The 22,639-nt window shown below is 72.5% G+C and carries 9 protein-coding genes and 4 pseudogenes; 10 read left to right on the top strand and 3 right to left on the bottom strand.

Annotation, left to right across the window (positions count from 1 at the left end; genetic code table 11):
• Nucleotides 1-421: 421 nt before the first annotated feature.
• On the top strand, nt 422-544 hold the full coding sequence (locus B100_RS37890) for a hypothetical protein (RefSeq protein WP_486585753.1): 123 nt from the start codon (nt 422-424) through the stop codon (nt 542-544).
• Between the two features lie 100 nt (nt 545-644).
• Nucleotides 645-1,708, top strand: a pseudogene (locus tag B100_RS34585) (IS630 family transposase); the annotation flags it as partial.
• A 102-nt stretch (nt 1,709-1,810) separates the two neighbouring features.
• On the opposite strand, the gene B100_RS0132000 reads toward B100_RS34585, so the two are convergent.
• On the bottom strand, nt 1,811-2,560 hold the full coding sequence (locus tag B100_RS0132000) for a glucose 1-dehydrogenase (protein WP_024888435.1): 750 nt from the start codon (nt 2,558-2,560) through the stop codon (nt 1,811-1,813).
• Between the two features lie 47 nt (nt 2,561-2,607).
• Nucleotides 2,608-3,387 (bottom strand): glucose 1-dehydrogenase, encoded by a 780-nt coding sequence (locus B100_RS0131995; protein ID WP_024888434.1) that lies wholly within the window; start codon nt 3,385-3,387, stop codon nt 2,608-2,610.
• A 107-nt stretch (nt 3,388-3,494) separates the two neighbouring features.
• Between B100_RS0131995 and B100_RS0131990 the strand changes: the two genes are divergently transcribed.
• The 5 genes and pseudogenes from B100_RS0131990 (at nt 3,495) to B100_RS0131960 (ending at nt 6,941) form a co-directional block, all read left to right on the top strand.
• Entirely contained in the window at nt 3,495-3,950 is a 456-nt protein-coding gene (locus B100_RS0131990) for a MarR family winged helix-turn-helix transcriptional regulator (protein ID WP_024888433.1), read from the top strand.
• Nucleotides 3,951-4,030: 80 nt separating this feature from the next.
• Nucleotides 4,031-4,604, top strand: a pseudogene (locus tag B100_RS34580) (DUF6192 family protein); the annotation flags it as partial.
• Nucleotides 4,605-4,606: 2 nt separating this feature from the next.
• Nucleotides 4,607-5,026, top strand: a complete 420-nt coding sequence (locus tag B100_RS0131975; RefSeq protein ID WP_024888430.1) for a hypothetical protein — start codon at nt 4,607-4,609, stop codon at nt 5,024-5,026.
• Between the two features lie 67 nt (nt 5,027-5,093).
• Nucleotides 5,094-5,638, top strand: a pseudogene (locus B100_RS0131970) (IS5 family transposase); the annotation flags it as partial.
• 50 nt (nt 5,639-5,688) lie between these two features.
• A protein-coding gene (locus tag B100_RS0131960; protein ID WP_231157348.1) for an IS3 family transposase occupies nt 5,689-6,941 on the top strand; the annotation gives its coding sequence in 2 pieces (ribosomal slippage) (nt 5,689-5,971 and nt 5,971-6,941; 1,254 coding nt in all).
• Between the two features lie 28 nt (nt 6,942-6,969).
• Here the strand turns inward: B100_RS0131960 and B100_RS37885 are convergent.
• A pseudogene (locus B100_RS37885) lies at nt 6,970-7,053 on the bottom strand (IS5/IS1182 family transposase); the annotation flags it as partial.
• A 535-nt stretch (nt 7,054-7,588) separates the two neighbouring features.
• Between B100_RS37885 and B100_RS0131955 the strand changes: the two are divergent.
• The 3 genes from B100_RS0131955 (at nt 7,589) to B100_RS0131945 (ending at nt 22,604) form a co-directional block, all read left to right on the top strand.
• Nucleotides 7,589-13,882: a non-ribosomal peptide synthetase gene (locus B100_RS0131955; RefSeq protein WP_024888426.1), complete on the top strand. Its 6,294-nt coding sequence runs from the start codon at nt 7,589-7,591 to the stop codon at nt 13,880-13,882.
• A 134-nt stretch (nt 13,883-14,016) separates the two neighbouring features.
• Nucleotides 14,017-21,378: a non-ribosomal peptide synthetase gene (locus B100_RS0131950; RefSeq protein WP_024888425.1), complete on the top strand. Its 7,362-nt coding sequence runs from the start codon at nt 14,017-14,019 to the stop codon at nt 21,376-21,378.
• Complete coding sequence (locus tag B100_RS0131945) at nt 21,375-22,604, top strand: cytochrome P450 (RefSeq protein ID WP_024888424.1); 1,230 nt, start codon at nt 21,375-21,377, stop codon at nt 22,602-22,604. The genes B100_RS0131950 and B100_RS0131945 overlap by 4 nt, the downstream gene beginning before the upstream one ends.
• Nucleotides 22,605-22,639: the final 35 nt, after the last annotated feature.

Genomic DNA, 22,639 nt, shown 5'->3' with positions numbered 1-22,639 from the left:
AGGACTTCATCCCGGACGTCGCCGCCGTCAGCCCAGGTCCACAGCCATTTTCGTAGTGAGGCGGTCGCATGGCGAAGGCCGTCGTGAGGGCCCTCCCCGAACGTTGCAGATCATCACCGAGGGGTTGGCCGTGGGCTTCACCCCGGAGTGCGCCACGCCGGCCCAGCCGTCCGCAACCGTGATGTGGCCGCGGGATGGGCAGCAGGTGCCGTCGTGGGCGATGTGGAAGGCCTTGTCTCCCTCCTGTCATTGCCGTTTGCAGATGTCGCATCGATGGTCGCGGGACTCTCGGAACTCCCGGACTGCCTCCATCGGCGAGAATTTGAACCGCGTCATGGGCACGTAGTCCGGCTGACAGACGACGCAGTAGGTTGACCGACCGCTGAGCTGAGCCGACGGACGGCTGAACTCTGCCAATGGCTTGACGTTCCTGCAGGCGGGACACCGCTTCAAGCCAGCTTCCACCAGCGAGTACGCCTCGTCCTGGCTGATCCGCAAGGTGAACAAGGGCACCAGCTCGCCGCCACGCTTGTGCTGCTGGTAGTGGGCGTTGCACCACCCTCTGCCGATGGCGGGCATACGGCACGGCACGTTGGGCTCCTCCGCCCTAGTGGCCTGAGTCGGAGATTCGTCGTTGGTTCGGTATGAGTCGTCCGGGTCCGAAGATTCCGCCGTTGTCGGTGACCGATGCCCAGCGGGCCGTGCTGGAGGGCTGGGTACGTCGCCGCATGACGGCTCAGGCGCTGGCCTTGCGGTCGCGGATCGTGGTGGAGTGCGCCGAGGGCCACTCGATCCTGGAGGTGTCGCGCCGGCTGCGCATCACTCCGGACACGGTCCGCACCTGGCGGCGGCGCTTCCTCGAACGCGGCGTGGACGGCCTGTCCGACGAGCCGCGGCCCGGTGTCCCGCGGAAGATCACCGACGCGGACGTCGAGCGGGTCATCGTCAAGACACTGGAGGAGAAGCCGAAGAACGCCACCCACTGGTCGACCAGGTCGATGGCGGCGGCCACGGGCACGTCGCAGTCGGCGATCTCCCGGATCTGGCGGGCGTTCGCCCTGGTACCGCACCGGTCGCAGACGTTCAAGCTGTCCACGGACCCGCTGTTCATCGACAAAGTCCGCGATGTCGTGGGCCTCTACCTCGACCCGCCGGAGAAGGCCCTGGTGCTCTGTGTGGACGAGAAGTCCCAGATCCAGACTCTCGACCGGTCCCAGCCCGTGCTGCCGATGGTGCCCGGCGTCCCCGAACGCCGCAGCCACGACTACGTCCGGGCCGGCACCACCACCCTGTTCGCCGCTCTGGAGGTCCTACCGGCAAGGTGATCGGCTCCCTCCATCGGCGCCACCGGGCCGTCGAGTTCAAGAAGTTCCTGACGAAGCTCGACAAGGAAGTCCCCGCCGACCTCGATGTCCATCTGATCCTGGACAACTACGTCACCCACAAGACCCCTGCCATCAAGCAGTGGCTGCTGGCGCACCCGCGCTTCCATCTGCACTTCACACCGACGAGTTCGTCCTGGCTGAACCTGGTGGAGCGGTGGTTCGCCGAGCTCACGCAGAAGAAGCTCAAGCGCGGCGTCCACCGCTCCGTCCAGGCCCTCGAACGTGACATCCGTTCCTGGCTGGCCGACTGGAACGAACACCCCAGACCGTTCGTCTGGACGAAGACCGCCGACGAATCTCTGACTCAGGTCACTAGACGGTGCCCTCTTGTGCGTCTCAGCCGCAGTGGAGGCCGGCGCTGTCCGGGTACGGGTACGGTGCGTCGATCGGCCGTAATGCGGCAGGTAGCGCGTTGTCGTCGCGGGTCAGTCCGGGATGCTGGCCCAGTCGGCCGCTCCGGTGAACTCTCCGCCGTCCCCGAGGAGATCGATGCCAGTGACGAAACGCGATTCGTCACTGGCGAGGAAGAGGACGAGCTCGGCGATTTCCTCGGGCTCCCCGACACGCTGCAGAGCGACGTTGTTCACCTTGAACTCGACACCGTCGGTCATCGGCGTGTTGACCTGCCCCGGATGGACGGTGTTCACGCGTATGCCGTGGCGGCCGAGTTCGAGCGCGGCCACCTTGGTGAGGCCGCGGACCGCCCACTTGCTGGCCACGTAGCCGGACATGAGCGGGAAAGCCTTCATCCCGCCGAGCGACCCGAAGTTGATGATCGAGCCGCGCCCGGCCCGGCGCATGGCGGGTTCGACCGCCTGTATGCCGTTGAAGGCACCTATGAGGTTCACCTCCAGGACTCGGCGCAGTCGGGGCAGGTCCCACTCCGTCAGGGGGCCGACGTCCGCGATGCCCGCGTTGTTCACGAGGACATCGACGGTCCCGAAGGCGGTCTCGACGCCCACCACGGCCTCGGCCCAGGACGCGGGGTCCGTGACGTCCAGCTTGACGAACATCGCGTTCGGCCCCAACTTGTCCGCCAGGGCTCGTCCTTCGGCCTCCTTGACGTCGGCCACGGCGACCTTGGCGCCCTCCTTGACGAGCAGCTCGGCGCTTGCGGCACCCATGCCCTGGGCGGCCCCGGTGACGATGGCGACCTTGCCTGTTACGCGTTCCACCGTGCTTGTCCTTTCAGTCCTCTTGTTGTCGATTCCGGACGAGCGTCCTACGCGGCTTGCTCGGGCTGCAGCGCGGGGCCCAACTGCATGCCGCCGTCGACGACGTACTCCGCACCTGTCGTGAACGAGGAATGGCTTGAGGCGAGGAACAGCACTACGCGGCTGACCTCCTCGGGCTGGGCAAGCCTCGGGATGGCGACCGGTCCCGCCAGGTTGCCCTCCTCACTAGCCAGTTCCGCGGCCATGGAGGCGGCCAGGCGGGTATCCACTGTGCCGGGGTGGACCGAGTTGACGCGGATGTTGTCCCGGCCGAGTTCGAGTGCAGCCACCTTGGTGAGGCCGGTCACGCCGTGCTTGCTCGCGGTGTAGGCGGCAAGGGCGGGCGCGACCCCGCCGGTCAGGCCGGCAACGGACGAGATGTTGACGATGGTTCCGCCGCCGGCACGCCGCATGGACGGGGTCACGGCCCGGATCCCGAGGTACTGCCCGGTCAGGTTGATCTCGACGACCCGGCGCCACACCTCCGGCTCGGTCTCCTCGATCGTGCCGAACTGCAGGATGCCGGCGTTGTTGATCAGGACGGAAACCGGTCCGAAGGTGTCCTCGGCAGCGGTGACCGCGGCTGTCCAGTCGTCGGCACGGGTGATGTCGAGGCGGACGAATCGGGTGCGGTCTCCCAGCTCGCGGGCGAGCGCCTTGCCCTCGTCCTCGAGGATGTCCGCTATGACCACCGACGCGCCCTGCTCCAGGAAGGCTCGAGCGTGGCTGGCTCCCATGCCGCCGGAAGCGCCAGTGATGATCACAGTCTGATTGTCGAAGTGTCCCATGATTCGACTCCAATGCATTGCGTTGTGCATATAGCTTGTGATGCACAAACTATCTGCCCAATACTTAACACTGACTGGGTATGGAGTCAAGCAGTTAGGGTTGGCCCATGAGGCAGCGGAGTGAGCAGCAGAACGTGCACCAGTCGGCGATCCTCCTCGACCACCTGGCGCGCCGTATGCGGGTGCGCTCAGAGGCGGCACTCGCCCCCTTCCGTCTGCGAGTCCGCCATCTCATCGCGCTGACGCTGCTGCGTGAGCGGGGAGACTCGCCCCAGCAGCAACTCGCCGTGGCTCTGGAGCGCGACGGCACCAACGTCGTCGGACTGCTCAACGAACTGGAGGCCGAGAAACTGGTGGAGCGCATACGCTCGCCCCAGGACCGGCGCCGGCATGTCGTCCGACTCACGGCCGCCGGCGTTCGTCGGCTTTCCGAGGCCGAGGCCGTACTCGTGGATGTCGAGAGAGAGGTGTTCGCCGCCCTCGACGCCGATCAGCGCGAGTCGCTCTACCACCTGCTCAGGCAGGCAATGGCCGGCCAGGAGGTACCGGGCATGGGCGACTGACCGCCGTGCCAGGGCGGGTCTGCCAGTCGCTGGGACCGCCCCGGCCGCGAAGGGCCTGCGCAATCGGACTCAGCTGCCGCGAGCGTCCGGCATCGCCGCAGGAGAAGATCACCGCGATCCACCATCTGGCCCGGGACGAGGACGTCGCCGCGACGGTGACCAGCGACTTCCTGAAGCGTCCGACGGTGGCGGCCAAGGTCTCCGACCAGGACAAGGTGAGGGTGGCGGAGGAGTTCACCCGGGACGAGCACGTCGCCACCCAGGTGACCACCGGTCTGCTGCGTCGACCCGAGGTCGCGTTCAAAGCGATGAGCGACGACACCGCCCCGCCACCAGGTCAATCACGCCCAGGTTGAGCGAGGTCGGCAGGCCCGCGAGCATTTCGAGGACACCAGCCCGATCGCGCCGGCGGTCCGCCACATCGACCGGACGGTGGAGTTCCTGGATCTCGTCACTGCCTGCCACTCGTTCGTGGCTGCGGCGGGCCGGGCGGTCCCCGGTCTGCGCGATCGCACCTTGGGCGAGGACGAACGCGCGATCGTGCACGAGAACGTGGCCAAGGTGCGGGCGACGCTCGACTGGATCCAGACTGCCGTCGACACCGGCAAGGTCGACATGGACGGCGAGCTGGCCCGCATGCTGCGGGGCGAGTAGTTGTGCCTCGCGCCTCACGGCGCGAGGGTGATGCCGCCCGGCGGCACGCGGACACCATCCGGTTCGTCCTGTTCGAGGCCAGGCCCGCCGGCCTGCTGATGCACCAGCTGATCAGGGCCAGCGGGTTGTCGGACAGCCAGGTCAGATCGGGGCTTGCGGCTCTGCGGGACGAAGCGGCGTCCAAGGGCTGGCCGCCCCCGATGTGGACCCGGGCCGACGGCTATCAGCTCGGCGCCGAACGGGCCGCGCTGGAGGCATACGAACGGGCGGTGGTCAAGGAGGAGCTGACCCAGTTCCGCCGGTTCATTACCGGCACCGTCGCCCCGCATGCCACGGCCCATCCGAACGACAAGTGGGTCAAACACATCGTCGCCCAGATCAACTCCATTGAATCCACCCTCGACCTCACCGCCAGCGCCTGACCGATCCCGCGGGGGTCGACCGGCGGAGCCGGTCAGCCCCCGCCGCAGGTCAGTGACGGGAGGAGAAGTGCGTCACCGCCGCTATCCCTCGGACACGCCGGACGACGAGTGGACGCTGATCGAACCGCGGCCGCCGCCGGCCTGCGAGACCGCCCGCGGCGGGCGGCCGGAGAAGCATCCCCGGCGCGAGATCGTCGACGCGATCCGATACGTCGTGGACACCGGCTGCAAGTGGCGGGCCCTGCCTGCGGATTTCCCTCCCTGGCGGACCGTTTGGGGCTTCATGGCCCGCTGGGCGGCAGCCGGAGTCATCGGCCAGATCCGTGACGCCCTGGCCCAGCGGATCCGCCGCGAGATGGGCAAAGGCCCGAGAGCCGTGGCCACGATCATCGACTCCCAGTCGGTGAAGGCTGCCTCCACCGTCGGCAAGGACAGCCGCGGCTACGACGCGGGCAAAAAGATCAATGGCCGCAAGCGGCATCTCGTGGTCGACACCCGCGGCCTGCCGCTGATGGTGATGGTCACCCGGCTGACCTGCACGACTCCGCCGCCGCCAGGGAAGTCCTCTTCCGCCTGCGGCTGATGCAGCCCGAGATCACCCTCGTCTGGGCCTGAACCGTTCCGGGTTCGGTAGAGACTCGATCATTTGAGAGGATCGAGTCATGGCACGTCCTTCCCCCTACCCGCTTGAGCTGCGCCGTCGTGCGGTCCGCATGGTCGCCGAGGTGCGGCCGGAGTACGACACCGAGTTGGCCGCTATGAAAGCGGTCGCCCAGAAGCTGGGCATCGGCACAACCGAAACCCTGCGGAAGTGGGTACGGCAGGACCAGATCGACGCCGGCACCCGGCCGGGGACGACGACGGAGGAGTCCGCCGAGCTGAAGCGGCTGAAGAAGGAGAACGCCGAGCTCAAGCGGGCGAACGAGATCCTCAAGGCCGCGGCGTCTTTCTTCGCGGCCGAGCTCGACCGGCCACACACACGCTCGTAGCGTTCATCGACGAGCACAAGGGCCGCTTCGGCGGCGTCGAGCCGATCTGCCGCGTGCTGACGATGCACGACTGCAAGATCGCCCCTGCCACCTACTACGCCCATCACAAACGCCGGACCGCGCCGTCTGCCAGGACCGTGCGCGACGGCGAGCTGAAGGAACTGATCCAGCACGTCTACGACTCCAACTACCGCGTCTACGGGGCGAGGAAGATCTGGCGGGAACTGAACCGGCAGGGCCAGGCCGTGGCCCGCTGCACCGTTGAACGCCTGATGCGCGAGCTCGGCATCACCGGCGCGGTCCGCGGTAAACACGTGATCACCACGCTTCCCGGCGGCCAGACCGGGCGGGCCCCGGACCTCGTCGACCGCGACTTCGTCGCCGGCGCCCCGAACCGCTGCTGGGTCGCGGACTTCACCCACGTGAAGACCTGGGCAGGTGTCGTCTACGTCGCCTTCGTCGTGGACACCTTCTCCCGCCGGATCGTCGGCTGGTCCGCGGCCACCGTGAAGGAGACGGTCTTCGTGCTGGACGCCCTGGAGATGGCGATCTGGCAGCGCGACCGTGACCAACATCCCGTTCAGCCAGGCGAGTTGATTCATCACTCGGATGCCGGGTCGCAATATACGAGTTTCCGGCTCGCCGAGCACCTGGACGTCGCCGGTATTGCCGCCTCGATCGGCTCGGTCGGCGACGCCTACGACAACGCCCTGATGGAGAGCGCGATCGGGCTGCTCAAGACCGAGCTGATCAAGCCCCGGCGGCCGTGGAAGACGCTGTCCGACGTCGAGCTCGCCACCGCCGAATACGTCGACTGGTACAACCACCGACGACTCCACGGTGAGATAGGCCACGTCCCGCCGGTCGAATACGAGAACAACCACTACCTCGCAACCACGAAACCCCAGGTCACACCCAACATCTGAGATCTCTACCGAACCGGGAACGGTTCACCCGGACCGCTTTCAGCAACCGGCCGAACTGATCGACCCGCAACCCCGTGAACGTCTCCACCCACACCCGCTCGGCCCTCAACACGCCTGCCGCACAACGGAGATGTCCAGTTCACAGTCTTGTGCAACACCCTTTAGGTACGGGCGTTCCCGCAAGGACCGGGAGAGGGCGCGTGCGTCGTACAGGTCAATTTCCACGATCCACGGCCGGGTAGTCACACCATCTGGAACGGGCGAATCGTCACACCGGTCACGGCCCACCAGGACCATCCAACAAGATCGTATTACGAGCTCGAAGTATCAACTCATCGAGAAGTCGATCTCCTCGCAGCAGGCCGATTTCGGCGTCTACCAGGACCACCCCCAGCCCAGCCTCGTGGTGTTCGGTGCCCTTCGGGCGTGTGGCGTGTGCTGGGCCGGCAAGTCAGCGAGTTGACACGGGGTTCCGATGGCCGCGCACCCGGACATCCCCGCGCCCGTCTCCGGCTTCCGGCCTCCCGCTGCCGCCCGCCAGGCCCCGCTCCGGCAACCCGGTCTGCGTCCGGTGCTGCGTCTTCTTCCCTATGGAGTCCCGCCCCGCCGACGGCAGTCTGCTGGAAAACACGGCTTGGAGGCTCACAGTGACAGCAGGACCGGCCCCGGAGAGGGCCCTGGACGGCCTCGACATCCGCACCGCATCCTTCGCCCAGCGTCGACTGTGGTTCATGGACCAGCTCGCCGGTACCTCCACCGGGTCGGTGCTGCCGCTGGTGCTGAGGTTGAGCGGGGCCCTGGACGTGGAGAGGCTGCACAACTCGCTGTCGGCGATTGTGGACCGGCACGAGGTGCTGCGCTCGCGGTTCACCGCCGTCGACGGCGAACTCGTGCAGGTGGTCGACGCCCCGGCCGGCGTCGCACTGGAGCACGTCGAGGTCGGCGGCCCGCAGGAGCTGTACGACCGGTTCCTCGGGCGCCCCGTCGACCTCACCGCGCAGCACCCGGTCCGCGCCGTCCTCGCCCGTGTCGCCCCCGACGAGCACCTGCTGCTCGTCGAGGTGCACCACATCGCCGTGGACGGCTGGTCCTGGGGCGTGCTGCTGGAGGAACTGGCCGCCGGGTACCGGGGGGACGCCGTCGCCGCACCCGCCGTCTCCTACAGCGACCTCGCCCGGGCCCAGACGGAGCGCCTGAGCGGGCCGCGTCTGGAGCGGATGCTCGCGCACTGGCGTGAACGGCTGAACGGGCTCACCCCGCTGGACCTGCCGACCGACCGCCCGCGACCGCGCACCTGGGACGGATCCGGCGACGTCGTCCGGTTCGACCTGCCCGCCGACGTGGTCGCCGCCGTGGACACCTACGCCCGCTCCCGCCGCGCCACCCGCTACATGTTCCTGCTCACCGCCTACCAGGTGCTGCTCGGACACTGGGCGGGCCGCGACGACGTCGCCGTGTGCAGCACCCTCGCCGAACGCTCCCGGCCCGGCGCCGCCGGACTCATCGGCCCTCTGGTGAACACCGTCGTCCTGCGCACCCCCCTCGCCGGCGCCCCGGACTTCGCCGGACTGCTCGACCGGGTGCGCCGCCGGGTCCCCGTCGACCTCGCACACGCCGAGGCGCCCTTCGACCTCGTCGTCGGCGCCGTCGGCGGATCCCGCGACCTGTCCCGACACCCCCTGGCGCAGGCCTCGTTCACCCTCCTCAACGCGCCGATCCAGCCGGTGCGGATGCCCGGCCTGGACGTCGGCCTGGTCGAACCGCCGCTGTCCGAGACGCCGTTGGACGTCTTCCTCGACCTCACCCTGCGCGCCGACGGCAGCATCGCCGCCCTGCTCCAGTACGCCACCGCCCTGTTCGACGCCGCCACCGTGCGCGCCTTCGCCCAGACCTACGTCGCCCTGATACGGGCGGTGCTGGCCGCCCCCGAAACCCCCCTGCGGGAGCTGCTCCGCGCGCTTCCCACGCGACCGGGCGCCCTCGCCCGGCCCCGCCCCGACTGGCACCGCGCCCCCGACCGCCCCGCCGGCCCGGCGCCCGGCCTCGCCTTCTCCGGCCCTCCCACGGCGATCGCGCTGAGCTGCGGGAACCAGAACGTCACCTACGCCGAACTCGACGCCATGACCGGAGGACTGGCCGCCGCCCTGCGGGAGGCAGGGGTCGAACCCGGCGGCGCCGTGGGCGTGCTGCTGCGCCGGGGGCCGTGGTCGGTCGCCGCCATCGAGGGCATCTGGCGCGCCGGCTGCGCCTATGTGCCCCTCGACCCCGAACTTCCCGCCGAGCGACTGCGGTACATGGCGCGACAGGCCAGCCTCGCCTGCGTCCTCACCGACGCGGCGACCGCGGCCGACGCCGACGGTCTCGCCCCCGTCCTCCTCGACACCGGCGCCGTCGCCCCCGACGCCGACGGCCCCCGGCACCGGCCCCATCCGAGGGAGCTGGCCCACGTCATCTTCACCTCCGGATCCACCGGCCGCCCCAAGGCCGTCGGCGTCGAGCACGCCGCCCTCGCCTCGCACGTGGCCGCCGCCCGCGAACGCCTCGGCATCACCGCCGCCGACCGCGTCCTGGCCTTCGCCTCGTTCTCCTTCGACGCCTCCCTCGACCAGGTCCTGCCCGCCCTCACCACCGGCGCGCGCGTCGTCATGCGGCCCGACGAACCGTGGCTGCCCACCCAGGTCCCCGAGATCGTCGAGCGGCACGGCCTGACCGTCGTCAACGTGCCGCCCACCTACTGGGCGGAGCTGACCCTCTCCCTCGACCGCCGGCTCGCAGCCCGGCTGCGCGGTCTGCGGCTGCTGGTCCTCGGCGGCGAGAGCGTCCCGCCCGACACCCTCGCCGCGTGGCGCGCCGCCGTCCCCCACGTCCGCGTCTGCAACGCCTACGGCCCGACCGAGACCACCGTCACCGCCACGACCTACGACGCCGACGACCCGCCCGCCCACACCGTGCCCATCGGCCGGCCGCTGGGGGAGCGGCGCGTGTACGTCGTCGACGGCGACGGCGAACCCGTGCCCGTCGGCGTCGGAGGCGAACTCCTCATCGGCGGCACCGAGGTGGCACGCGGCTACCTCGGGATGCCCGCCCTGACCGCCGACCGCTTCGTGCCCGACCCGTTCGGCCCGCCCGGCGGACGCCTCTACCGCACCGGCGACATCGTGCGCTGGACCGCGAGCGGGTCACTGGAGTTCCTCGGGCGCCGCGACGACCAGGTCAAGCTCCGCGGCTTCCGCATCGAACTCGGCGAAGTCGAGACGGTGCTGCGGGCCTGCCCCGAGGTCGCCCAGGCCGCCGCCCGCCCCGACCGCGCCACCGGCCGCAGCCTGATCGGCTACGTCGTGCCCGCCGAGGGCGCCGGCCCGGCCCCCGACCGCGCCGCCCTGCGCGCCTGGTGCGCCCGCCACCTCCCGCAGCACGCCGTCCCCTCGGACTTCGTCGTCCTGGACGCGCTGCCCGTCGGCGTCTCCGGCAAGCTCGACCGCTCCGCGCTGCCCGACCCCGCGCACACCCGCGGCGCCTCCGGGCCCGCCTACGCCGCGCCGCGCGACGAGACCGAACGGGTCGTCGCCGAGGTGTGGGCCGACGTCCTCGGCCTGGACCGGGTCGGACTCGACGACAGCTTCTTCGACCTCGGCGGACACTCCCTGCTCGCTACCATGGCCGTCTCCCGGATCGCCCAGCGCCTGGGCCGCGAGGTGGAGCTGCGCACCGTCTTCGAACACCCCACCGTCCGCGGCTTCGCGCCGGTCGTGGCCGGCGCCCGGGTCCCGGGGGCCGCCGACGTGGCACCCGTCGACCGCGACCGGCCCCTGCCGCTGTCCTTCGCGCAGGAGCGGCTGTGGTTCCTGGACCGCACCTCCGACACCGGCGAGTCCTATCTCCTCTGGTACTGCTGGCGGGTGCGCGGCGGACTGGACCGCACCGCCTGGCAGCAGGCCCTGGACGACCTGGTCGCCCGCCACGAGGTGCTGCGCACCGCCCTCATCGAGCGCGAGGGACGCCCCGTCCAGGAGGTGTGCCCGCCGGTCGGCGTGCCGCTGCACTGGGAGCGGGCGCCCGAGGCCGCCGAGGGACGCGACCGCGTGGCCGAACTGCGCCCGCGCGCCGCGGCCTTCGCCACCCGCCGGTTCGACCTCGCCCGGCCGCCCCTGCTGCGCTCGGGCGTGTGGGAACTGGCCGAGGACGACCACGTCGTCCTGATCAGCCTGCACCACGCGGTGACCGACGGCTGGTCCAAGAACGTTCTGCTCGACGAACTCGCCCGGCACTACCACGCCCGCCTGCGGGGCGAGAACGCCGCGCTGCCGCCGCTGCCCGTGCAGTACGGCGACTTCGCCGTCTGGCAGCGCGACCGCGCCGACAGCGGCGTCATGGAGCCCCAACTCGCCTACTGGGAAGCCGCGCTCGACGGCGCTCCCGTGCTCGACCTGCCCACCGACCGGCCCCGCCCCGCCGCGTTCACCGGCCGGGGAGGAGCCGTCGAGATCGACCTGCCCCACGACCTCGTCGGCCGGGTCGACGATCTGGCGCGGGAGCACGGGGCCAGCCGCTTCATGGTGCTGCTCGCCGCCGCGCAGGCCGTGCTCGCCCGCTGGACCGGACAGGACGACATCTGCGTCGGCACCCCCGTCGCGGGCCGCGACCGGCTCGAGCTGGAGCCGCTGGTCGGCTTCTTCGTCAACACGGTCGTCCTGCGCACCGACCTGTCCGGACGGCCGACCCTCGCCGGTCTCGTCGACCGCGTGCGGGACGTCGTCCTCGGCGCCTTCGGTCACCAGGAGGTGCCGTTCGAGAAGGTCGTGGAACGGCTGCGGCCCGAACGCGACCTCTCCCGCAACCCGCTCTTCCAGGTCATGGTCGACGTCCAGGACTCCGCGGGCGGCGGCCCGGCGCTGCCGGGCCTGGACGCCACCGACCTCGCCCTGCCGTGGAGTTCGGCCAAGTTCGACCTCACCGCGACCTTCGTGGTCCGGGACGCCGGGTTCGCCCTCAACGTGGAGTACGCGGCCGACCTGTTCGAACCGGCCACCGCGGTCCGCTTCGCCGACCACGTCGGACGCCTCCTGCGGACCCTCGTCGACGCCCCGGACACCCGCGTCGACGAAGCGCCCCTGCTCTCGCCGGAGGAGCGCCGCGACCTGCTCGCCGCCGCGGGCCAGGACACCCCGCCGGCGCCGGCCTTCGCGGTGGAGGGCCGACCGGAGGCCACGGCCCTCGCCTGCGAGGGGACCACCCTCACCTACCGCGCGCTCGACGCCCGCAGCGGGGGGATCGCGGCCGCGCTCGTTGCCGCGGGCGTCTCCCCGGCCGATCCGGTCGGCGTGTGCGTGAGCCGGGGTGTCGGAGCGGTCACGGCCATGCTCGCCGTCTGGCGGGCAGGCGGCGTCTACGTCCCGCTCGACCCCCGGCTGCCGGCCCGGCGGCTGGAGCACATGCTCCGGGAGGCAGGGGTGCGGCACGTCCTGTGCGACGCGGTCACCCGCGCCACCGTGGACGCCCTGGACGCACGCCGCGTCGACCTCGACGACGCGCCGTCACGCACCGACGGCCCGCGCCACACCCCCGGGCCCGACGACCTCGCCTACGTCATCTTCACCTCGGGCTCCACCGGCAGGCCCAAGGCCGTCGGCGTCGCACACCACGCCCTGGACGCCCATGTCGCCGCCGCTCGCGCACTGTTCGCGCTGACCGACCGGGACCGGGTGCTCACCTTCGCCTCGACCTCCTTCGACGCCTCGCTCGAACAGATCCTGCCCGCGCTGAGCGTCGGAGCGAGCGTGCAGGTGCGGCCCGACGAGATCTGGGCCCCCGAGGAGCTGGCCGAACGCGTCGCCGAGGCCGGGATCACCGTCATGGAGCTCACCCCGTCGTACTGGGCCGAGGTCGTCGCCCGCCTGGACACCCTGGCGCCCCGGCTGCGCACCCTGCGGCTGCTGGTGACCGGCGGAGAGGCGCTGCCCGCCGACCCGCTCGAGCGCTGGTTCGCCTACCTGCCCGGCGTCGCGGTCGTCAACACCTACGGGCCCACCGAGGCCGTCATCTCCGCCACCGCGCACACGCTGCGGGCCCGGCCGGACGGCCGGGTGCCCATCGGACGGGCGCTGGGCAGCCGACGCACCTACGTCGTCGACGCGCGCGGCGCCCTGGCCCCCCACGGCGTGCCCGGCGAACTCCTCGTCGGTGGCCCGGAGTTGGCGCGCGGCTATCTCGGCAGGCCCGCCCTGACGGCCGAGCGGTTCGTGCCGGACCCGCACGGCGGACCCGGCGCCCGGGCCTACCGCACCGGTGACGTGGTGCGCCGACTGTCCAACGGGGAACTGGAGTTCCTCGGCCGCAACGACGACCAGGTCAAGATCCGGGGCTTCCGCGTCGAACCCGGCGAGGCCGAGGCCGTCCTGCGCGCCCACCCCGGCGTGCGCGGCGCGGCCGTCGTCGTCCGCACCCTGCACGGCGAACCCGCGCTGGTCGGCTACGTCGCCGGGGACGGCCTGCTGGAGGAGTCCCTGGCCGCCCACTGCCGGGCCCAGCTGCCCCACCACCTCGTCCCCTCGGCGTTCGTCCTGCTCGACGCCCTGCCGCTGACCGTCCAGGGCAAGCTGGACGCCAAGGCGCTGCCCGAGCCGGAGCCCCGCGAGGCGCCCACCCTGGTGCCGCCGCGGACGCCGGCCGAGACCGTGGTTGCCCAGATCTGGTGCGAGGTCCTCGACCTGCCCCGGGTCGGCGTCCACGACGACTTCTTCGCGCTGGGCGGCCACTCCCTGCGCGCGGTGTCGGTCGCCTCCCGGCTGCGGACCGCCTTCGACTGCCCCTTCCAGGTCCGCGACCTGTTCGAACACCCCACGGTGGAGCGGCTCGCCGCCGAGGTGGAACGCCGTCTGCTGGAGCTGATCTCGCAGATGAGCGACGACGAGATCGACCTGTCCCTGACGGCCGAACTCTGACCACCGGACTCTGATCGTCGGAACTCTGACCACCGGACTCCGCCCCCGAACCCGGACGGCCGCCCGCCGAGGCCCGTCCGGTTCGCCACCCGGCCCGCAGCTCTGCCCCAGACCCTGAGATTCGGAGTGCCCTCATGACCACGTCCGACGTGCGCCCCGGCCCCCAGCCCGCAGGCGGTGGCCTCTCCCCGGCCGCCCGGCGACTGCTGGAGCAGCGGCTGCGCGGCCGGTCGGCCGTCCGCGACGACGGCCCCGTCCGCGTCCGGCCCCGCCCGGAGCGAACCCCGCTGTCCCCGGCCCAGCAGCGCCTGTACTTCCTGGACCGCCTCGACCCCGGCGCCGCGACCTATCTGCTGCCCGCCGCGTGGCGGCTGCGCGGCCCCCTGGACGTGCCGGCCCTGCGCGCCGCCCTCGCCGACCTCGTCGTACGGCACGAACAGCTGCGCGTCGTCTTCCCCGAGCACGAGGGCGTCCCGTACCAGCGCGTCCTGCCGACCGGCGACGCCGTGCTCGACGTCGTCGACGCGGCCGCGGGCGGAGAGGCGGACGCCGGCGCGGTCCGCGAGGCGGATGCCGTATCCGTCGGCGGGGCGGATGCCGTCCCCGTGGGCGAGGCCGCCGCCCGGCAGGTGGACGCCGCCGTACACGCCGCTGCCCTGCGCCCCTTCGACCTCGCCCGCGAACCCGCCTTCCGGGCCACCCTGGTGCGCGCGGCCGACGACGACCACGTCCTCGTCCTCGCCATGCACCACATCGTCTCCGACGGCTGGTCCCTCGACGTCCTCGTACGGGACCTCGCCGAGCTGTACCGGGCCAGGCGCGAGGGCCGCGACGCCGACCTGCCCGAACTGCCCCTGGACTACGCCGACTACGCCCTCTGGCAGCGCGCCGCCGACCAGGGCCCGGCACTGGACCACTGGACCTCCCGACTCGCCGGACTGACCCCGCTCGACCTGCCCACCGACCACCCGCGCCCCGACACGCCCTCCAGTCACGGCGCCGTGCACACCGTCACCCTGCCGGCCGCCCTGACCGACGGCCTCGCCGCCCTCGGCCGCACCGCCGGGACCACGCCCTACATGACCGTGCTCGCCGCCTTCCAGGCAGCGCTCGCCTTCCACAGCGGACAGCACGACATCGCCGTGGGCACCGTCGTCGCCAACCGCGAGCGGGCCGAGACCGAACAGCTCGTCGGGTTCTTCGTCAACACCCTCGTGATGCGCGGCGACTTCTCCGACGACCCGACTCCGGCCACGCTCCTCGCCCGCACCCGCGACCGGGTCCTGGAGGCGTTCACCCACCAGTCGCTGCCCTTCGAGAAGGTCGTCGAGGCCCTCAGCCCCGAACGCGACCTCGCCCGCAACCCGCTGGTGCAGGTGCTCTACACGCACACCGAGACCGGCGCGGGCGCCCTCGCTCTCGGGCAGGCCGAGGGCGCGCCGTACCGCATCGGGCTCACCACCGCGAAGTTCGACCTCACCCTCGACCTGCGCGAGGGCGCCGGCCGCACCGAACTCGCCTTCGTCTACCGCCCCGACCTGTTCGAGGAGGAGACCGTCGCCGCGCTGGCCCGGCACACCGTGGCCTTCCTGGAGGCGTTCCGCACCCGCCCCGACGCGCCCCTGAGCACCGTCGACCCGCTCACCGCCGCCGAACGCGCCCGCCTGCTCGGCCCGGACGGCCCCGCCCGCAGGACCGACACGCCCGCCGCCTTGTCGCGCACCGCCGTCGACCGGCTCGCCGGACACATCGCCCGCACCCCTCACGCGCGCGCCGTCACCGGCTCGGGCCGGGGCCTGACCTACGCCGAACTCGACGCGCGGGCTTCGGCGTTGGCGCGGCGACTGCGCGCGGCCGGCGTCACCCCGGGCGCCCTCGTCGGCGTCTGCCTCGACCGCACCCCCGACCTCGCCGTCGCCCTCCTGGCCGTCTGGCGGACCGGAGCCGCCTATCTGCCGCTGGACCCGACGCACCCCAAGGCGCGCCGTGAGTACACCGTCACCGACTCCGGCATCGAGCTCATCGTCACCGACGCGGCCACCCGCGACGCGGTGGAGGGCCTGCCGGCCCGGCTGCTCGAACTGAACGCCACCGAGCGGGACGTCGACGAGCGGCGCCCCGCGGCGCGGGACACCACCGGAGTGGGCGCCGCGCCGTCGCCGGAGGACGTCGTCCCCGCCCACGACGACCTCGCCTACGTCATCTACACCTCCGGCTCCACCGGCCGCCCCAAGGGCGTCGAGATCACCCACGGCAACCTGGCCTGGCTGCTGGGCGCCGCCGACCGGCACTTCGACTTCGGTCCCGACGACGTGTGGACCCTGATGCACTCGCCCGCCTTCGACTTCTCCGTGTGGGAGCTGTGGGCGCCCCTCGCCACCGGCGGACACGTCGTCGTCCTCACCGGGGACGAGGTGCGCGACCCGGCCGCCGTGCACCGGGTGCTGCGCGAGGAGGGCGTCACCGTCCTCAACCAGACCCCGGCCGCCTTCAAGGGGCTGCGCGCCCATCTCGCCCAGAACGGGGCCGACTTCACCGACCTCGCCCTGCGGACGGTCGTCTTCGGCGGCGACGCCTTCGACGTGCGCGACTACCATGACTGGTTCACCGCCCCCGGGCCCCGCCCGGAGCTGGTCAACATGTACGGCATCACCGAGACCACCGTCCACGTCACGATCCGCACCATCACCGAGGACGACGTCCACGGCGACGTCCGCTCACCCGTCGGCCGCCCGCTCACCGCCGCCCACGGCTACGTGCTGGACGCCTGGGGCCGCCTCGTTCCGCACGGCACCGTCGGCGAACTCCACGTGGCCGGCGGGGGAGTGGCCCGCGGCTACCACAACCGGCCCGAGCTGACCGCGGAGCGCTTCCTCGACGACCCCTTCGGCGCCCCCGGCTCCCGCATGTACCGCACCGGCGACCTCGTACGCGTCCTGCCCGACGGACAGCTCGCCTACGTCGGCCGCGCCGACCACCAGATCAAGATCCGCGGCTACCGGATCGAGCCCGGCGAGATCGAGACCGCCCTGCGCGCACTGCCCGGCGTCGCGGACACCGCCGTGGTGGCCCGGCGCGACGGCGGCGCCGCCCGCCTCGTCGCCCACGTCGTCACCCCCGAGGGCCGCCCCCTGGACGCGCCCGCCCTGCGCGAGGGACTGCGGCTGACGCTGCCCGAGTACATGGTCCCCGCCCTGTTCGTCCGCCACGACCGCCTGCCGCTGACCGCCAACGGCAAGGTCGACCGCGCCGCCCTGACCGCCGTGCGCCCCACCACCGCCCAGGATTCGGCGCACGTCCCCCCGCAGGGACCGACCGAGCAGGCCCTGGCGGAGGTGTTCGGGCAGGTCCTGAGCGTGGAGCGGGTCGGACGCACCGACAACTTCTTCGACCTCGGCGGCGACTCCATCCTCGCCCTGCGCCTGGTCGGCGTCGGCCGGCTTGCCGGGCTCGGCTTCTCCGTCGCCGACGTCTTCCGCGCCCGCACCCTCGCCGACCTCGCCGAACTGGTCACCGACGCCGCCGACACCCCCGAACCGGTCGCCCCCTTCTCCCTCGTCGCCCCCGCCGACCGGGACCGGCTGCCCGACGGCCTCGCCGACGCCTACCCGCTCACCATGCTCCAGGCCGGCATGCTCCACGAGATGCTCGCCGACCACCGGCGCGGCGCCTACCACAACGTCACCGACCTGAAGATCACCGTCCCCGAGGGCTTCGACGCCGCAGCCTTCCAGTCCGCCGTCGACGCAGTCGTCGCCGCCCACCCGATCCTGCGGACCTCCGTCGACCTCGTCGGCTACCGCGAACCCCTCCAGCTCGTCCACCGCACCGCCCACCTGCCCGTCGGCTACACCGACCTGCGCGGACTGCCCCGCGAGGAGCAGCGCGAGCGGCTGCGCCGGTTCGTCGACGCCGAGTTCGACCGCCGCTTCGACCTCGCCGCCGCCCCCCTCGTCCGCATCCACCTGCACCACGTCACCGACCACGACCTGCGCCTGGTCCTCACCGACTGCCATGTCGTCCTCGACGGCTGGAGCCTGACCTCCCTCGTCGCCGACCTGCTGGCCCTGCACCGCGAGGCGGTCACCCGGCGCACCGCGCCGCGCCCTGCGAGCGTCCCGGCCTTCGCCGAGTACGTCGCCCTGGAGCGGGCCGCGCTCGCCGACGAGGACTCCCTGGCCTACTGGCGCGACCGGCTCGCCGCGCTGCGCCCGGTCACCCTGCGCCGGCGCACCGACACGGCCGCCGTGGACGGTCCGCCGGTGCACGAGGTGCGTCGCTCCTACGCCCACCTCGCGACACGCATCGGACGCCTCGCCAAGGAGGCGGGCGTGCCCCGCCGCACCGTGCTGCTGGCCGCCTTCCACCACACCATGAGCCTGTTCGCCGACCGCGACGACAGCGTGCGCGGCCACAGCATCGGCCTGGTCACCAACGGCCGCCCCGAGGTGCCCGGCGCCGACCGGATGCGCGGACTGTTCCTCAACACCGTGCCGTTCGGCGTGGACCGCCCGCGCGGCGACTGGCTGACCTACCTGAGGGACGTGTTCGGCGCCGAGCAGGAGATGCTGCCGCACCGTCGGGTCCCGCTCGTCCGCATCGCCCAACTGCGGCCCACCGAACCGAACCTGACCGACACCGTCTTCAACTACGTCAACTTCCACCGCCTGGCGCACGACTCCTGGGACGACTCCCTGGAGATCGCCCGCACGATGTTCCCGCTGCTGGTCAACGCCAGCGTCAACGCCTTCACCCTCGACGCCGACCCCGAGTACGTGGCGCCGGCCACCGCCGAACAGGTCGCCGACGTCTTCGTGGCCCAGCTCGAGGCCATGACCGCCGACCCGCACGCCCGGATCCGCCCGCCCGCCGCCACCGGCGCCGCCCGTGAGACGGTCCTCGGCTGGGCCGCGGGCCCGGACCTGCCCTCCTCGCCGCTGCTGTTCCACGAGCACGTCGCCGCATGGGCCGCCCGCACCCCGCACGCCGTCGCCGTCGAGCACCGCGGCCAGACCCTGACCTACGCCGAACTCCACGAGCAGGCCGAACAGATCGCCCGCCGCCTTCGGTTGCTCGGCGTCGGACCCGAGAGCGTCGTCGGCATCTGCGTCGACCGGGGGCCGGACTGGGTCCGCGCCGCGCTCGGCGTGCTGCGCTCCGGCGGCGCGTTCGTCCCGCTCGACCCGCAACACCCCACCGACCGGCTCGCGTTCATGGCCGAGGACAGCGGTATGCGGGTGCTGCTGACCCAGCGGGCGCTGGACGGCGCCGTCCCCTTCGACGGCCCCACCCTCCACCTGGACGCGCCCGCCGAGCCGGTCGGACCGGTGCCGGGCCGCGAGCCCGACGCCGACACCTTCGCCTACCTGATCTACACGTCCGGCTCCACCGGCGTCCCCAAGGGCGTCGCCATCGCGCACGGCGGCCTGTCCAACATGCTCGAAGGCCAGCGCGACCTGGTCGACCCCACCCCCGAGGACCGCGTCCTGCAGTTCGCGTCCTTCGGCTTCGACGCCTCCATCCTGGAACTGACCTGGTCCCTCGCCAACGGCGGCCGCCTGGTCACCGCACCCAAGGAGGACCTGCGCCCCGGCCCCGACCTGGCCCGCACCCTGCGCGAGGCCCGCGTCACCGGCGGCATGCTCCCGCCCAGCGCCCTGGCCGTCCTCGGCGAGGACACCTTCCCCGACCTGCGCGTCCTCCAGGTCGCGGGCGAGGCCTGCCCCGCCGAACTCGCCGACCGCTGGTCACGGGGCCGCCGCTTCCAGAACGTGTACGGCCTCACCGAGACCACCGTGTGGTCCGTCGCCGCCGATCTCGCCCCCGGCCAGGGCCGGCCGCCCGTCGGCACCCCGATCCGCAACACCCGCGTCCACGTCCTCGACGACGACCTCCAGCCCGTCCCGGTCGGCGTCCCCGGCGAGATCCACCTCGGCGGACGGGCCGTCGGCCGCGGCTACCTCGGCCGCCCCGGCCTCACCGCCGCCACCTACGTCCCCGACCCCTACGGCGGCCCCGGCGAGCGGCTGTGCCGCACCGGCGACCTCGGCGCCTACCGGCCCGACGGCACCGTCGAATGGCTCGGCCGCCGCGACGCCCAGGTGAAACTGCGCGGCTTCCGCATCGAACTCGGCGAGATCGAGCACGCCCTGCGGCGACTGCCCGGCGTCCGCCAGGCCGTCGTCCTGCACCGCACCGACCTGCCCGGGGGCGAACCCGCCCTCGTCGCCTACCTGGTCACCGACGACACCGGCCGGCACACCCCCGAGGAGCTGCGCGGCGCCCTGCGCACCGGGCTGCCCGCCTACATGGTGCCCTCGCGTTTCGTCCTCCTCGACGAGATGCCCGTCAACCGCAGCGGAAAGATCGACCGGCGTGCGCTGCCCCTGCCGCCCGCCGAACTCGACCAGGACGAGACCGCGTACGTCGCCCCCTCCACCCCCGCCGAGCGGATCCTCGCCGAAATCTGGCGCGAGGTGCTGGGCCTGTCCCGGATCGGCGTCCACGACGACTTCTTCCGGATCGGCGGCAGCTCCCTGTCCACCGTCCGCGTGTCCCTGATGGCCGCGGGACGCGGACTGCCCGTCACCGTCGGCGACCTGATCGAACACCCCACCCTCGCCCGCCTCGCCGCCCACGCCACCCGCGCGGTCGGCGCCGGACTGCCCCGGACCGTCACCTCCGAGGTGCGGCTGCGCGAGGGCGACGGCGAACCCCTGTGGTGTGTGCACCCCACCGGCGGCAGCGCCGCCTGGTTCGTGCCGCTCGCCCGCGCCCTGCCGCCCGGCCGTCCCGTCCACGCCTTCCAGGCCCGCGGACTGCTCGGCGGCGTTGACCCCAGCACCGTGACCGGCATCGCCGCCAACTACGCTGCCGAGATCACCGATCGCGCGGCGCCCGGCCCGCACGCCCTGCTCGGCTGGTCCATGGGCGCCAACATCGCCCTGGAGATGGCCACCCAGCTGCACCAGTCCGGCCATCCCGTCGCCCCGCTCGTCCTCATCGAGCCCTACCTGCCCAACCCCGCCGCCCGCGCCCGCCTCGAAGGCGTCACCCGCGACCTGCGCGAGGCCCAGCGCCAGCGCGACCGGCTGCGCGAAATGCCCGACTCCCCGCAGCGCGACCGCGCCACCGCCGAACTCACCGCCACCCTCCTCGGCGCCGGCATGAGCCCGGCCGAGGCCGCCCTCGTCGAAGGCGCCCCCATCGAGGTCTGGCACTCCCTGCTCGCCGCACTCGCCGCCTACGAGGTCCGCCCCTACCCCGGCCACCTCCACCTCGTGGTCGGCAGCGAGGCCGCGAACCTGCCCCGCGGCGTCCCGATGCCCGGCCTCGACGTCGACTTCGACACCTACGTCGAACGCTGGCGGGCCACCGCACGCGACGGGCTCACCCTGCACATCAGCGAGGGCGACCACATGTCGATGATGGCCGAGCCCCAGGTCACAGGCATCGCCGACCTGCTCGCCGCCCTGGAGACCGGAGAAGCCCGATGACCACGTTCGCCCCCGCCCCCACCGAGCGCTACCTCCTCGCCCCCGACCTGGTCGCCGACCCCTACGGTCACCTCGACGCCCTGCGCGAGAGCGACCCCGTGCAGTGGAGCCCGCTCCACCACGCCTGGCTCGTCACCGGCTACGACGAGGTCATGTGCTGCCTGCGCGACCGCGCCGTCTCCGCCGACCGGGTCCGCCCCCTGATGGACGCCGTGCCGCAAGGAGCCCGCGAGGACGCCGAGCGCGCCTTCTCCATCCTGTCCCGCTGGATGGTCTTCAACGACCCGCCCCAGCACCGCCGGCTGCGCCAGGTCTTCCAGGAGGCCTTCGCCGCCCGCGCCGTCGCCCGCTACAGCGCCTTCACCGAGAAGGTCACCCGGGCCGTCCTCACCCGCAAAGCGGCTCCCGGCCACAGCGGCGACCTCATGGCCGACGTCGCCAAACCGCTGCCCGCCCTCGTCTTCGCCCGCTGGCTCGGCATCCCGCCCACCGACGGCCCCTCCTTCTGGTACTGGAACGCCCGCGTCGCCGACCTCGTGCTCGGCACCGCCCAGGAGGAGAGCGAGTACCGGGCCTCCCTCCAGGCCCTGGTGAGCCTGGAGGACTACCTCGGCGCGCTCGTCGAACGGCGGCGCGCCGAGCCCGGCGACGACCTCATCAGCCAGGTCCTCGCCGAGGGCCGCGTCGGCGACACCGTCAGCGAGCAGGAGTTCGTCGGCATGCTCACCCAGATGGCGTTCGCCGGCGGGGAGACCACCAGCAACCTCATCGCCAACACCGTCCTGGCCCTGCACACCCGCCCCGACCAGCTCGCCGCCGTCCGCGCCGAACCGGACCTGGCCCAGGGCGCCGTGGAGGAGACCCTGCGCCTGGACGGGCCGTCGAAGATGTCCATCCGCACCGCCGCGAAGGACCTCGAACTCGGCGGCCACACCCTGCGCGCGGGCGACCGGATCTTCCTCGTCACCGCCGCCGCCAACCGCGACCCCGCCCGCTTCCCCGACCCGGGCCGCTTCGACGTCACCCGCGGCGGCGCGACCCACCTCGGCTTCGGCTTCGGCGCCCACTTCTGCATCGGCGCCGCGCTCGCCCGCCTCGTCGCCGTGTGCGCCGTGCGCACGCTCGTGTGCGAGCGGCCGGGCCTGGCCCTCGCCGACCCCGCACGGCTCTCCTGGCAGCCGTCCCTGCTCAACCGCAGCCTCACCGCCCTGCCCGTCCACTACTGACCGGACCGCACACCTCCCCCGAAGAGAGGCACCCC

The sequence above is a fragment of the Streptomyces sp. CNH189 genome, from assembly GCF_000527195.1.
The sequence above is the reverse complement of the archived record's forward strand: the minus strand, read 5'-3'. Positions and strand labels throughout refer to the sequence as shown.

Bases quoted from the DNA above. Each gene is read 5' to 3' on its own strand.
- B100_RS0131995 (WP_024888434.1), bottom strand. From the start codon at position 3,387: ATGGGACACTTCGACAATCAGACTGTGATCATCACTGGCGCTTCCGGC.
- B100_RS0131990 (WP_024888433.1), top strand. From the start codon at position 3,495: ATGAGGCAGCGGAGTGAGCAGCAGAACGTGCACCAGTCGGCGATCCTC.
- B100_RS0131950 (WP_024888425.1), top strand. From the start codon at position 14,017: ATGACCACGTCCGACGTGCGCCCCGGCCCCCAGCCCGCAGGCGGTGGC.
- B100_RS0131945 (WP_024888424.1), top strand. From the start codon at position 21,375: ATGACCACGTTCGCCCCCGCCCCCACCGAGCGCTACCTCCTCGCCCCC.